This is a genomic window from Rivularia sp. PCC 7116 (assembly GCF_000316665.1).
In the GTDB taxonomy this organism is placed as follows: Bacteria; Cyanobacteriota; Cyanobacteriia; order Cyanobacteriales; family Nostocaceae; genus Rivularia.
On the sequence record NC_019678.1, the window covers coordinates 4,183,429 to 4,197,889 of the forward strand.

A 14,461-nucleotide genomic window follows, 5' to 3' on the forward strand; every position below is an offset into this window, starting at 1 on the left:
GCTATCAGTATGCTGTTTCAATCGCTCCTGAGCGCTTCGATTGGGTCAAGTCTGGCAGCATTACGAGCGGGTATTACTCCAGCTAGCAACCCAATGATAAATGTCAAACCAAATCCGAATAAAATCGACCATAGTGAAATCACAAGGGGAAATTTAAACGAATTTGAGGCACCGAAGCCAATTACAATCCCCAAGCAGATACCAATCGCTCCTCCCATTGCTGCAATAATTACTGCTTCAGCTAAAAACTGGCTCAAAATAGCACTATTAGTAGCTCCAACTGCTTTGCGAATCCCGATTTCTCTTGTCCGCTCAACCACTGACACAAGCATAATGTTGGCAATGCCAATACCCCCGACAATTAAAGAAATTGCGGCGACTGCTACTATCATGATGGTAAACAGTTTAGATGTACTGGTAAGGGTTTCGATAATATCAGCTGAATTGATAATTCTAAAATCGTCTTTATGGTCTTTTGCGGGAAAAATACCATGTCGTACCCGCAACAGATTTGTAGTTTGATATTCGGCAGCGTCTAACCTATCCTGGCTTTTGACTTTGACATAAATTCCTCTGACGGCAATTCCTTTAACAGAGTTGTTTCCTACTAGCCGAGCAGACATATTGGTGAGGGGAATATAAATTAGTTCATCTGGGTTTTGCCTTCCTTGCGCTCCTTTCGTCTCCATAACGCCAATTACCTCATAGATTTGTCCTTGAATGCGGATTTGTGAACCTTCTGCACTACTTCCCGAACCCAGTAATTCATCTCGTGCGGTGGGACCTAAAACTGCCACAGGTTTTCCCGCATCAACTTCCTCTTGAGTAAAAAATCTACCTGTTTGAGGATGGGTGTTGCGTACATCTGGATAGTTGATATCGGTGCCAATAATTGTCAACGAGTTGTTGTTTTGGGCATAAACAACTTGAGCGTTTTGTTCCAGGAAAGCAGATACGCGCTCAACTCCTAAAACCTGTTGAGCGATCGCCTCAGCATCTTCCAAGGTTAACGTTGTTGCACTCCCAGCCCCCTGCCGGACTCTACCGCTTCTAGCTGCACCCGATCGCACTTGCAAAATGTCGCTTCCAAGGGATTGTAATCGTTGCTCGGTAGCTTTTTGAGTACCTTGACCAATGGCGGTAACGGCAATCACTGCTGTAATACCAATGATGATGCCTAACATTGTCAACATAGTGCGGAGTTTGTTATTCCACAACGCTTCAACAGCCATTGTCAGAATTTCCACGTGCGATACCGTAGATACTTTTTTAACTCGTGGTTTGAAGTCAAGTGCGTTCATTTTAATCAACTTAAAAGGGCATATCACAAAGGAGGAGGACCACCACCAGGGGGACGATTTCTGTTACTATTTCTTTGAGAACCTGATGGAGCACTAAGCAAAACTTTCTCGTTTCCTTGTAAACCGGAACGTACTTCAGTCTTACTATTAACTGTTAGTCCGGTTTTTATTGGTACGAATCGAATCCCTTTTTCAGTAATTACTCGTACTCCGGTGCCGTTCTTTTGCCGTAGAATCGCCACCGTTGGGATGACAAGCACATTATTTAATTTACCTGCATTGAATTTTGCATTGACGTTCATACCGGGACGCAGCAGAGTTTCAGAATCGGTAAAGTTTACTCTGACTTCAAAGCTAGTGACGTTAGAAGTTACCGTTGCTTGAGGCGCAACTTCAGCAACTTTGCCTTTAAAAGTTCTATCAGAATAGGCATCAGCGATAACAGTGACTGACTGCCCGACTTTTATTTTACTGATATCTGTTTCAGCCACATTTGCTACAACTTGATAGTTTGATGCCAAGGAGAGAATCGAAGAAGAAGTTGCGCTAGATACTTCGCTTCCCGATGTGGTAGGTGTGACAAAACCACCTGGATCTGCATACTTGGCAGTGACAATGCCACTGAAAGGAGCGCGAATAATTGTATTTTGAATCTGTGTTTCAATCGTTTTTAAGTTGCCCTGTTGTTGAATCACTTGTGCGCGTGCAGCTTCAATGTCTTCGGTGCGCGTTCCTGCTTTTTGCAGTGCTAAAGCTTGTTGCTTTTCTTTGACTGCTGCCTTTAATTGCTCGATATCTTCAGTGCGCGTTCCTGCTTTTTGTAATGCTAATGCTTGCTGTGCTTCATTTACCGCAGCTTGGGCGCTATCGCGTTCGGCACGTTGTTGGTTGAGAATTTGTAGGGAAATGGCACCAGCATTATATAGTTGCTGATTGCGGTTAAAATCATCTTCAGCTTTTCTTAAATTTGCTTGAGCGCTTTTTAAACGTGCTTGAGCCTGAGCAATATCTTGAGGACGATTACCCGCAATTGCTTTTTGCAGATTAGCTTGAGCTTGCTCTAATTGTGCTTGTGCTTGAGCAATATCTTGAGAGCGATTACCCGCAATTGCCTTTTTCAAATTTGCTTGAGCCGCAGCTAGAGAACCCCGTGCTTGAATAAACTGCCCTTGTAGGGTTGAGTCATCCATGCGTGCCAGGATTTGTCCGACTTTTACATAGTCCCCTTCCTTTACAAGCAAGCTCTTTAACCGTCCAGAAGTATCGGGGCTAACGTTGGTTGATTGTTTGGCTTCAATTGCACCGTTGGCTAAGATAGTAATAGGTAACGTTTCTCGTTCAACTGGAACCGTCAACATTTTGCTTCTGGCTTTTTGAGCGAAAGAAATCACTACCTGGCGGTAAATAAGGTATCCACCACCCGTTAATAAACAGAGAATCAGTAAACCTATTAGCCACTTGCTTAGTTTATGTTTGAACGAGCCTTTTCCTAAAGGCTGAAATATCGCATGTTGGGAAGATTGAAGTTTCATACGCTACGAATGCACAATTAGTGCAAGAAGCAACAATAAATGATTCTGATTGCGTTTTGTGCGGCTCTGTGTGGGAGTATCCCAAGAACTTTATTAATTACTTGTTTATATTTATCTAATGATTTTAGGACTTACGCAACTGGCACATTTATGCTGTAGGGTGCTGTGACACTTATTCGATTTTTTGACGTAATAGTGAGGGTTTTAGTGTCACGCACCACCCAAGTTGTGTGACACTTGCGTAAGTCCTGGATTTAATACTTTTTAATTACAGTATATCGATATAACAATTAATCCTGTGTTTAAATTACAAAATTGTAATTTTGAGGCGTAAATTTTGTTTTTGACCAGCAATTATTTTGTGACAAAATCCGTACTTTCTATATTTAGAAAAGGATTTAATATTTATTAATCACAACATATTGACATAAAAATTTACTGTTTGTTTGAATTACAAAATTGTAATTTTAATACGTAAATTTTGTCGTTAAAAAGTAATTATTCTAGGATAAAATCTGTTTCCATAGGGTTATAACTAAAAATTGCTAAAATGCTCCCTAAATATATGTTCCTACAGTTTTTAGTACCCTTTTTCTAGTTATTTGTATGATATCTGGATTAACAGCAATTCAAGCAGGGAATTATATAATATGAAGGTACTAATTATTATTCTTACAGGTGTTATAGCGGCAGGCTCATCATTTAGTTGCACTAAACAGAAACCAATTGCAAGCAGCACTAACATGAGCGAGATTAGCGACAATCGGGTTAAAAATCAAGATAGTGGAGAAGAAGCAGAAACTGCACTTACACAATACGAAACCCTTGGTATGACGTTTCTAAAAAATGCAATTGTTAAAGATATTACTACCAAAAATTGTACTTTGGTAGATGGAACCCAAACTACTTGTCAATCAATTACTGTAAGCGGATACCCGTCTAATTATGAAGCAGGACCATTTTGTCCGCGAACAACCGCTGACTCCAAAGAAACAACTGGTATTTGGCTTGATGGTGAGAATATCTACGATTTAGATGGTAAGTTTATTATGAAACTTCCTGAGATATACGATGACGAGAAATTTATACTATATGATTCAAATAACAATGTAAATGTTACTGATACGAAAGAAGAGTTTGATGGAGCGGCTAAACCTCAAGTAGAAGAGGAATACAAATACAATTGTGTTGAAGGAAAAATAGAATGGCTTGAAGGCGGCTCACCGATTCAAACTACTGTTGAAATACCTGCAAACCCAGTCAAAAGTGATACCGTTACCAATCTTGGCAGAAATAAAGTCGGAGTAACTATTAATGGGGTTGTAATTGATAGTCCAGCACCGGTACAAGCAATTCTCTCAGCCTATACTATAGCTGCTTTTGATGATTGTGGAGGTCATATTAATCCAGTCATTGGGTATCACCAACATGGTATTACTGGATGTTTTGGTGTCGAAAGCAAAGTTGATGGTGAAACGAAATTAGTTGGATACGCTATGGACGGGTTCCCTATCCATAGTACTTATGAAGAAAGTAATCAAACTCCAGAACTGGATGAGTGCGGAGGTCATGAAGTAGAAGGATTAGGATACCATTATCACGCAAATAAAGCAGCAAAAAATTCAGTAATTTCTTGTTTTCATGGAACTTTGGTAAAAGGTCAGCAAGGTAGAAGGGGTGGTAGACCTCGTAGACCACCGCAGGGTCAAAGACCACCTGGAAATATGACTCCGAGAAAAGGCATTTCTCCTGTGGTATTACCTCCAAAACAAGATTAACCAATATCTAAGTAATAGGTTCTATATAATATGCAAGTACGACGACTTCCAATTCTTATTCTGACAGCAGTTTTCGCGGCTAGCTCATCATTGAGTTGCACGCAACAGACACCAAATTCAAGCAGCGCAAACACAATTGATGCTAGTAAGCGTAATGGTGACGAAGAAACAAAAAACGCTCAAAGTTCGCCAACCGCAACAGACTGCACAACCTATAAAAAAGCTTTTGGGTTACACCTCGATTCTGAGGCAATTAATTGTACTGCTGATTCCCTTGAGGTAACCGCTACAGGTCTTCCCGATTTGACTTCCCGAAGCAGTGAAGATGTACCAATGGTAGGCATCAAATCTTGGATACAAAGAGTTGCGATTCCATACGATTATCAGTGGCGTATTCCTCTCAAACCTCAGTGGTTAGATGAGCCTGTTGAAGCAAGTCCGCGTGGACCGATAGCAGTTGCAGTTGACGGTGTGCCTATTTTTCATTACGAACGACGACCTGATGTTTCAACTTCCCTAGATAACTATGAGGAGCGCAATGATACCGTTGTTCAGGGCGAATTAGACCAATGTGGCGGTCACGCGGGGCAGGGTGAAGACTATCATTATCATTACGCTCCGGTTTGCTTGATGGATAAACATAATCCTGAATTACCTATTGCCTTTGCTCTTGACGGCACGCCTATCTATTTCGGTGAAGGTGGTGATGAATATTATGGACGGGGTAGATACAGCGACCTTAGTTATCTACCCGATCAAGAACTTGATGAGTGCAACGCGCTGCAATTACCAGATGGTAGTTATGTGCATTACACAACCAAAACCCCACCATATGTTGTAGGTTGCCATCACGGATTTTTTGACTCTAAACTACAAATAGAACCTCCCACCTTCGATGCATTGGCGCAGCGTACATCAAGCCCCTTTGGTGGTAGCTATGGTGAGCCTGTCTCTACGCTTATCACTGATTTTAAGAAAAATGAAGATGGAGAATATCGTTTGGGTTTCAATTCTTTAACTACACCTGGTGTAACAAGTGCAGTTGTGTACCGTAAGACTTCATCGGATTGTTGGGAGTTTGAGTACCAAAAAGTTGCGGGGGAAACAGTTCAGACAACAACAGCCTGCCGACACCAACACTAACGGTTACATACTCCCTTCCCGGTGGAAGATTACCGGTTTTGATAGAGGGAGGGAGTGAGAGAGGGAGGGAGTGAGAGAGAAAGAAATTGTTATAGGAAATCTTAGAGTGGGATAGGAGTAATTCTTGATTACAAAATTGTAATGTGAGTTTTTGAGTAGCAAGTTTAAAATATTACTATCGCGTGCGGAAGCTATTGAATAGTTGTGAATGTTCTATTTGTCGAAGATGAAGCAAAAATTGCTGACTTTGTTCGGGCTGGACTAAAGGAGCAAGGGTTTACTGTAGATTACTGCGATAATGGGAATGAAGGTTGTTTACTAGCCTTAGAAAACGAATATGATGCAATTATTTTGGATATTATGGTTCCTGGAAAAGACGGGCTATCAATTCTCAAACAATTGCGTCAAAAAGGTAAGAATACTCCGGTAATTTTATTAACGGCTCGGAATGAACTTGATGATAGATTACAAGGGTTGAACTTGGGTGCTGATGATTACATTGCCAAACCTTTCTTTGTGGAAGAATTAGTTGCTCGCATCCATGCTGTTATCCGTCGTACTGTGGGAGAGCGGCAAAATTATATTGCTGTGGGAGCTTTAAAATTAGATAGAATTACTAGGGAAGTTACTTGCAATCAAAAAGCGATTGAGCTTACCACTCGCGAGTTTAATCTTCTAGAATATTTGATGCGATCGCCAGAAAGAGTTTTTACCAGAACCCAAATATTAGAGCATGTTTGGGGTTATGATTTTAATCCAAATACCAATGTTGTAGACGTTTGTATCCAGCGGATTCGGAAAAAAATTGACCCTATTAACAAGGGAGAATGGATTGAAAGTATTCGCGGAGTTGGTTATCGCTTTCGTCAAGCAGATACTCATTCATGAAACTAGCTTCGTTTCGTCTGAGAATTGCTTTATTCTCTTCAGTTCTTGCTGGTAGTGCTTTGATTGGGTTTGGTGGAATTTCCTGGTTGCAAATTTACAATGCCAACATTAGCCGTTTGGATGCACAAATTATTAATCAGTTAATGCGAGGAAATGGTCCACCAAAACGAGATATTACGCAACTTTACCAGAAACAGAGATGGAAATTATACTCCGATTCACTTTCCGATGTATTAGGAGCAAATACAAAAATACCTACGGCTCTATTAGTACTTGACAAAGAGGGTAATAAACTTTACCAAACTCAGGAAATCATTTTAGATAGGGATTTGCATCGTCTGCTTAATAAGCAACTAAAATTAACAAATCCCTCTCCACTAATAACTGCTCGTAATCTATCCAGCAAGGAATTACCTCCTGCCCCACTTCCCATTCTCTTAACTACAGAATCTACAGAAACAGGAACTTGGCGAATTGGTACGGCTAAATTTCGCAAAATTCAAATAGCAGTTGCTGTTAATTTAGAAGTAGTTAATCAAGAAATGGCTGCGATTACCAATATTTTCTTGATTTCTATCCCTGGAGTATTGTTATTAATTGCAGTTGGTGGGTGGTTGCTGTCTGGAAGTGTTTTACGTCCCATAAATCAGTTAACTAGTGAAATTCAACTAGTTAGTGCCAAAGGATTAGATCGAAGAATTCCTCTAGATAAAACAGATGTGGAATTTGTGGAATTGATTCAAGTATTTAACCAAATGCTCGAACGTTTAGAACGCAGTTTTCATCAAGCTTCTCGTTTCAGTGGTGATGCTGCTCATGAATTAAAAACTCCATTAACGATTTTGCAAGGAGAATTAGAAAGAACATTACAGCAGGTAACTCACGGAAGTGAAGTACAGCAGCGTTTGAGTTATTTATTGGATGAAGTTCACCGTCTGAATGGAATTATCCGCAAATTGTTACTGTTGTCTTTAGCCGATGCCGGAAAATTGAGTCTATACCTGGTGAAGGTGGATATTTCGGAGTTATTATTTCAGATGTTAGAAGATATGGAAATGTTAGCTCCTCATCTGAGAGTACAAACTAATATTGCAAAGGGATTAAAAGTTAAAGGTGACAAAGATTTGCTGATGCAGGTTTTGCAAAATCTAATTAGTAACGCTATAAAATATAATCTTGCTGACGGTTGGATAAAAGTTGATGCCTTCGCAAATCAAAATTCACTTCAAGTTACTATTGTTAATGCATCTGAGGGAATAAAAGATGAGAATAGAACTCGAATTTTTGACCGTTTCCATCGAGGAGATCCATCTCGCAACCGTAAAGTAGAAGGAATTGGATTGGGTTTGAGTCTTGCTCGCGAAATAGTTCGTGCCCATCATGGTGAGTTAATCCTTAATCCAGCTTCGGAAGGAGAGACATCTTTTAGTCTTTGTTTACCGGTGGTGTGAGGTGAAATAGCAATTGAGTATTTTTTGAGGTTTTTCTTTTAAAATCTCTGGTGGAATTGAAATTGGATTTTTAGATAAATCAAGATGTTTCAGCTTTGTAAGTTGTTTTATTTCTATAGGTAAATTACTAATTTTATTTTCGCTCAGAAAAAGATATTCTAAATTCATAAGCTTTTCGATTTCTGTTGGTAAAGTAGTTAATTGATTTTCCTGAAGGTTTAGAGTTACTAAATTAGTTAGATGTCCGATTTCTTTTGGTAAATTACTTAAGTGATTTACATTTAAGATAAAATATCGTAAACTAGTCAGTTTTTCAATTTCTGTTGGTAAGCTATTAAGCTTATTCTCGCTGATATCGAGAAGCTCTAAATTAGATAGTTGACCTATTTCAGGGGTTAAGTTATTTAGTTGATTTTGAATTACATAGAGAGATTTTAAGTTAGTCAATCTAGATATTTCTGCGGGTAACTTAGTAAATTGATTGGAACATAGATACAACGTTTTTAAATTAATCAATTTGGCTTGCGATAGCGGTAAATCACTCAATTGATTAACAGATAGGTTAAGTTGTTTCAACTTGCTGAGTTTTCCAAGCTCAGGAGGTAAGCTAGTTAGTTGATTCTCTCCAATTTCTAATAGCTCTAAATTCGCGAGTTGTCCGATTTCTTTTGGTAAAGTTATAAGTTTATTGTTTCCTAAATCAACTTTTTGTAAATTGATTAATTTTCCAAACTCTTCTGGTAAGTAAGTTAATTCATTTTCAAGCAAATCTAATTCTTTCAACTTGCTGAGTTGTCCAAATTCGCAGGGTAAGCTAGTCAGTTGATTTCCTTCTAGACAAAGTTCTTGTAACTTAATGAGTTTTCCAAACTCCGGAGGTAATTGATTTAATTGATTGTTGCTCAAATCTAGATATTCTAAATTATTTAAATTACCGATTTCTTCAGGTAAATTATTTAAATAATTGTCATCCAGACTGAGTACCTTTAAATTAGTCAGCTTTGCGATTCCTAATGGAAATGATTTGATTAGATTGTTAGATAAGTCGAGAAGCTTCAATTTCTTGAGTTGCTCAATTTCTTCTGGTAATTCAGTGAGGTGATTATTTCCTAAATATAGATATTCTAAATTAGGTAGTTTTTTTATTTCCTTTGGTAAAAAGTGTAAGTCTTCACCAGAAAGGTTTAATGTTGTTAATCCTTCTTTTTCTGTTTGTTCGATTATTTTTAATAGTTCTTCTTCGTTCATCATTCATAAGTTATCTATAGTGTAATATGTTAATTTAGTAATCTTAATTTCAATTAATTCGAGCCATGATTTTGTAATTTGAAATAAAAATTAATAATTTGCTTGGGACTCTTCTTTAATACCCCTAGTGGAATAGATATTGGGTTTTTAGATAATTCTATCTCTATAAGTCCGGTAAGTTTTTTTATTTCCACAGGTAAACTAGTAAGTTGATTTCCGCCGAGGTAGAGGGTGTGTAATCTAGTCAGTTGACCAATATCTGAAGGTAATTCATTTAATTGATTTCCGCTGAGATAAAGAGATTTTAACCGAGTCAGTTGACCAATTTCTCTGGGTAATTCACTTAGATGATTACTTTCTAAATCAAGACACTGTAAATTATTAATTTTTCCAATTTCTGGAGGTAAGCTATTGATTTGATTTTCTTCCAGGTCAAGTTCTTCTAAATTAATAAGTTTACCAATTTCTGATGGTAAGCTACTTAATTTATTGCGACTTAAACAGAGATATTCTAGATTAGTTAGATTTCCGATTTCTCTAGGTAAAGTAATCAGTTGATTTTCATCTAAATTAAGTACTTTTAAATTAGTGAGTTGACCGATTTCTTTCGGTAACAGCTTTATGCTTTGACGGGCAAGGTTTAATGTTTTTAATCCTTCTCTTGCTGCTTGTTCAATTTGCTCTAGTAATTCTTCTTCAGTCATCAGCCAGCATTCTAGTAGTAGGTTGGGTTAGACGCACGAATAATATAGTTTTAACCCGAAATTAATATTGCGTCGTAACCCAACATCTTGATTGTAGGTATTTATATCATTTCTTTATAAAGATGCGCCGAATTAAGCCTACGCAGGTAGGCTTTGTATCAGTAGCTCCACTCTTTCAGAGTGAGAGCGATTGAGCGCAGCCTCATACAGAATTGGTATTAGCAATATCTTTTTTTCAAGATATTAATGTTGGGTTACGACACGATATAAAAGATTCTGTGTGTTTTTCAAATTCAGTTTCGTGTCTAACCCAACCTACAATACCTCTTCACTTCTTTTCTCTGCGCTCTTTGCGTATTCTGCGGTTTAATTAATATCAAAATGTTGGGTTACGACACGATATTATAAGTTATCCGTGTTTATTCATTTCTTTTCGTATCTAACCAAACCTAAAAGACTACAATCCTAAATTAGTTAATATTGCTTTACATTTAATCAGATAAATGGAGAATTTACCCATGCAAATCAAAATTCGGAATTTGCAAGAAGTTGAAATCCCTGAAGCCGATCGGATTTTTCGATTAGCATTTGGTACCTTTATTGGACTACCCAATCCGTTAGAAATATTCGGTGATGCAGATTTTATTACTTATCGGTGGAAAACAGATCCGAGTGCAGCATTTGCAGCGGAAATTAATGGTAAATTAGTCGGTACAAATATTGCTTGTCGTTGGGGAAATGTAGGATTTTTTGGTCCTTTAAGCGTTCATCCCGACTATTGGAATCAAGGTGTTGCTCAAAAGTTGATTGCTGCTGTGATGTCAAAATTTGAGCAATGGGATGTTAAACAAGCTAATTTATTTACTTTTGCTGATAGTTCTAAACATCATGTACTTTACCAAAAATTTGGTTTTTACCCTCGTTTCCTAACTTTTTTTATGGCGAAGTCCATACAGAAAACATCAGAAGAATCAGCATCGGGATATTCGCAGTTACAACCAGAATTACGTCGTCAATCTTTAGATGCTTGCTTTGAAATTACTAATGAAATTTATCCTGGTTTGGATGTTTCTTCAGAAATCATTGCTGTTTACGAACACAATTTAGGTGACACGGTTTTGCTTTGGGAGGATAATCAACTAATTGGATTTGCTGTTTGTCATTGCGGTGCGAATACAGAAGCTGGCAGCAATGACTGTTATATAAAATTCGCAGCAGTAAAACCAGGAATTAACGTCGCAGCAAACTTTGAAAAATTACTAAAATCTTGCGAATATTTTACCGAAAATCAAGGATTAAATCGCTTAGTTGCAGCAGTTAACATCAGTCACGAGCAAGCGTACAAAATTTTGTTTGCACGACAATTTAGAACAGAAAGTATCGGTGTTACTATGCATAACCCAAGTCCGGAATACAACAAGGTTGATGTTTTTGTCTTAGATAATTGGCGTTAGGATTTAATACAACATATCGCCTCTTGATTTTTTATTAACTGCTGAGAAACTCCCCTTGGCGATCGCCGGACATCTTCGTCAGAAGATACCCCAAAGGCTGATTGCAGATTGCTTTTGGTTAATTCTTTTACTTCATGTCCAGAGTTTAGGCTACCCAATCCATAGTTATGCTTTTAACATTTATTCTTCAAACACAAAATTTAATCTTCACTAAATCTTCACATAATATTAGTCTTGCTTAAATAAAAATACATAAATTCAACCTATGTCTAATTATAAATTACTTAAGTGATAATACTCAATATTTATTCTTTTTGCGTAAAAAATAATCAACCGAATTTAGTACCGCAGCTTGTTCGTTAATTGCTTGCGTTACGGCTCAGCTTTGAGAATATATTCTTCCCCCAAATGAGGGTGAATCAATTGGTTAACCGCTCTTAAGACGCTACAAAACCGGCGTTGATTTTAACAATCAAGCCGGAGTCCTATAATTATCAGATATCAGCAGATGAAGCATTTACCAAAAATCCTCGCCAAAATGACTGTCGGTATGGCTATTGTCTTCAGCATCTCGCAAGCTCCAGCAATAGCTGCATCTTTGGTGAGAAAGAACGTTATTGATTTGACTCCACAGGAAAAAGCAGATTTTGTGGATGCAATTAAAACATTAAAAACAACACCTGGTACTAACGATAATCAAGTCAGCATCTATGATGAGATTGTTGCCATCCATACTGGTGCAATGGCATTTACACCAAAGCAATTGGGTGGTTTAGTTACACTTCCTCAAGATACGCCAGCCACAGGGCAGCAGGCTGGAGTTGATGCGGCTCATGGAAATTCGGCATTTCTACCTTGGCATCGTGAATATTTGAACCGATTTGAAAAAGCTTTACAGTCGGTTAATCCTAACGTCACTATTCCCTATTGGGATTGGACAGATCCCAGATCCGTTGATGCGATTTTCCAGCCAGACTTTTTAGGTACTAATGGCTCGGGGCAGCCAAGAGAGATTCGAGGTAGAGATGAACTGTTAGAAGGTGGTCCTTTGCAGTCAGGTAATTTTTCTGCTGCTGATGGCTGGAATCTGATTCCAGATTTACACACTAACGTTGTAACCGGGGAAACCTTAGGAAGCTCTATTGTTCGCTATCTACCACCTGACTCTAATCCCCCCGAGCAGCAATTACCTCTAGATAATGCTCGAATAGATAGACTTCTTCAATCTGACAACTATAATAGGTTCCGCCTTGCTTTAGAAGGACGGACTTTTATTGATGAAAACGGCAACGAGCAAATCTGTACATTGCCCTGTACTCATAACCTTATTCATGCATTAGTTGGTGGTGGATTCGTCGATCAACCACCCGATTTATCTGACCTAAATCCACCGGCAGAACCACCCCCACTGGAAATAGTTGGTACTATGAACAACGTTCCAGGCTCTCCTAATGACCCAGTTTTCTGGCTGCATCATAGTAACGTAGAACGTCTTTGGGCAGAATGGCAAAACAACGGTCGCCAAGGTAGCGAATTTTATGCTGAACTAGGTACGCAACCTCAAGGACACGATCTTAATGATAGGATGTGGCCTTGGGATGGCGGTGCTTCCATACCAGGCTCGGTTAGTGATATAGATATAACACCCTATTTACCATCGATTGCACCGGAGGATATTGTTAAAGTTTCCGATACTTTGAATCTTAGTGATTATCACTACACTTATGACACCATTGTAAACAAAGGTCAGGTAATAAAAGTTCCGGAAACTAATTCGATATTTGGTTTATTCGGTTTGGGTGTTGTGGGTGCTATTTGTCTGCGTCGGCGTAAAGGTTTTTTTGGTAGCTAGCTGTACCAAAAGATTGAAAACCAATTCATAAATGAAAGAAAGATACCCCAAATTTAGCCCATCTTAACGGTGGGCTTTGTTGGAGTAACCCCACTCTTCTAGAGTCAGGACATTTAGCTAATTCGTATTTGATTATTTTTCTGCGATTACTAGCATTTCAAAGTCTTTGGTTGATAATTTATCCCCTCGACTAAAAGCACCAAGTTTAGCGCCAAAAATATCCACGGGTTGAAAATTTAGCGTTTTTAATAGCCAAGTTATTTCGGATGGTACATAATATCTTTCGACAGATTGAATTTCTTTTTGATTTCCCAAATCATCTTCGATACATATCTTACTGACATCTCGAAAAGTCATTAAATCGAATGAATTATTGTCGTATGTCGCATTTCCAGATTCCGCTTCTGAATTGAGGAATTCTTTGACGGAATTAAATAGAGGAAATAAACCGTTCAAGGTAGTAAAAATGAATTTTCCTTTTGATTTTAAGGCATTAGCGGCATTCTGCAAGATTTGGAAATTCATCTCGTCGGTTTCCATTAAAGAAAATCCACCTTCACATAGCATAATTACCAAATCAAATTGATCTAAATAAGGAATTTTTCTGGCATCATGTTTTTCAAATTTGACTTCTACGTCTTCTTCGCCTGCCTTTTGCTTTGCCCTTCTTAACATAGATTCAGATAAATCAATCCCAATAACCTTATATCCTCTTTTGGCTAATTCAATCGAATGTCTACCAGTACCACAGCCGATATCAAGAATTTTTGCTTCTTTGTTATATTCAATTTCTTTTTCAATAAAGTCGCACTCTCCAATGGTTCCTTGAGTGAAACTTTCTTTATCGTATTTAACTGCGTAATTTTCAAACAATTCTTCATACCACTGTTTCATATTTATTCTCCTTTTCTCATCTCAGGGAACGAGCGCATCTATACGTTGTTTTTATCTCAAAATCTTGGCTTACCACAGGATATTTCAGATTCTCGTTATCTTTCAAACTCCTAAACCTGTCTAACACAACCTACAATACTCCGGAAATGGTGCGTTACGGCATTATTAAGATAGTAATGTAGACCGGAAATACATTGAAGCTGTAACACACCCTAC

The 14,461-nt window shown here is 38.2% G+C and carries 12 protein-coding genes; 6 read left to right on the forward strand and 6 right to left on the reverse strand.

The genetic code is table 11. The features are described from left to right. Positions 1-17 precede the first annotated feature (17 nt). Positions 18-1,301 (reverse strand): ABC transporter permease, encoded by a 1,284-nt coding sequence (locus RIV7116_RS16275; RefSeq protein WP_015119391.1) that lies wholly within the window; start codon positions 1,299-1,301, stop codon positions 18-20. A gap of 23 nt (positions 1,302-1,324) precedes the next feature. Further along, a complete protein-coding gene (locus RIV7116_RS16280) occupies positions 1,325-2,833 on the reverse strand; it encodes an efflux RND transporter periplasmic adaptor subunit (RefSeq protein ID WP_015119392.1) in 1,509 nt (502 codons plus the stop codon). 650 nt (positions 2,834-3,483) lie between these two features. On the opposite strand from RIV7116_RS16280, the gene RIV7116_RS16285 reads away from it, so the two are divergent. The 4 genes from RIV7116_RS16285 to RIV7116_RS16300 all read left to right on the forward strand — a co-directional run bounded on the left by RIV7116_RS16285 (position 3,484) and on the right by RIV7116_RS16300 (position 8,093). Then, positions 3,484-4,611: a YHYH protein gene (locus RIV7116_RS16285; RefSeq protein ID WP_015119393.1), complete on the forward strand. Its 1,128-nt coding sequence runs from the start codon at positions 3,484-3,486 to the stop codon at positions 4,609-4,611. Between the two features lie 30 nt (positions 4,612-4,641). Continuing rightward, positions 4,642-5,754, forward strand: coding sequence for a YHYH protein (locus tag RIV7116_RS33935; RefSeq protein WP_015119394.1), 1,113 nt, complete (start codon positions 4,642-4,644; stop codon positions 5,752-5,754). A gap of 204 nt (positions 5,755-5,958) precedes the next feature. Continuing rightward, a complete protein-coding gene (locus tag RIV7116_RS16295; RefSeq protein WP_015119395.1) occupies positions 5,959-6,642 on the forward strand; it encodes a response regulator transcription factor in 684 nt (227 codons plus the stop codon). Next, complete coding sequence (locus RIV7116_RS16300) at positions 6,639-8,093, forward strand: ATP-binding protein (RefSeq protein ID WP_015119396.1); 1,455 nt, start codon at positions 6,639-6,641, stop codon at positions 8,091-8,093. The genes RIV7116_RS16295 and RIV7116_RS16300 overlap by 4 nt, the downstream gene beginning before the upstream one ends. Here the strand turns inward: RIV7116_RS16300 and RIV7116_RS16305 are convergent. Continuing rightward, on the reverse strand, positions 8,079-9,344 hold the full coding sequence (locus RIV7116_RS16305) for a leucine-rich repeat domain-containing protein (RefSeq protein WP_015119397.1): 1,266 nt from the start codon (positions 9,342-9,344) through the stop codon (positions 8,079-8,081). The genes RIV7116_RS16300 and RIV7116_RS16305 overlap by 15 nt on opposite strands. Before the next feature lie 50 nt (positions 9,345-9,394). Next, entirely contained in the window at positions 9,395-10,045 is a 651-nt protein-coding gene (locus RIV7116_RS16310; protein WP_015119398.1) for a leucine-rich repeat domain-containing protein, read from the reverse strand. 518 nt (positions 10,046-10,563) lie between these two features. Here RIV7116_RS16310 and RIV7116_RS16315 point away from each other — a divergent pair. Then, positions 10,564-11,499: a GNAT family N-acetyltransferase gene (locus RIV7116_RS16315; RefSeq protein ID WP_015119399.1), complete on the forward strand. Its 936-nt coding sequence runs from the start codon at positions 10,564-10,566 to the stop codon at positions 11,497-11,499. On the opposite strand, the gene RIV7116_RS35870 is transcribed toward RIV7116_RS16315, so the two are convergent. After that, complete coding sequence (locus tag RIV7116_RS35870) at positions 11,496-11,657, reverse strand: hypothetical protein (protein WP_157229293.1); 162 nt, start codon at positions 11,655-11,657, stop codon at positions 11,496-11,498. The two genes, RIV7116_RS16315 and RIV7116_RS35870, sit on opposite strands and share 4 nt — an antisense overlap. A 350-nt stretch (positions 11,658-12,007) precedes the next feature. Here RIV7116_RS35870 and RIV7116_RS16320 point away from each other — a divergent pair, with 350 nt between their 5' ends. Beyond that, the gene (locus RIV7116_RS16320) at positions 12,008-13,351 is read left to right on the forward strand and encodes a tyrosinase family protein (RefSeq protein ID WP_015119400.1); all 1,344 of its coding nucleotides are present in this window, start codon (positions 12,008-12,010) and stop codon (positions 13,349-13,351) included. Between the two features lie 132 nt (positions 13,352-13,483). Here the strand turns inward: RIV7116_RS16320 and RIV7116_RS16325 are convergent, their stop codons facing one another. Next, on the reverse strand, positions 13,484-14,245 hold the full coding sequence (locus tag RIV7116_RS16325; protein WP_015119401.1) for a class I SAM-dependent methyltransferase: 762 nt from the start codon (positions 14,243-14,245) through the stop codon (positions 13,484-13,486). Positions 14,246-14,461: the final 216 nt, after the last annotated feature.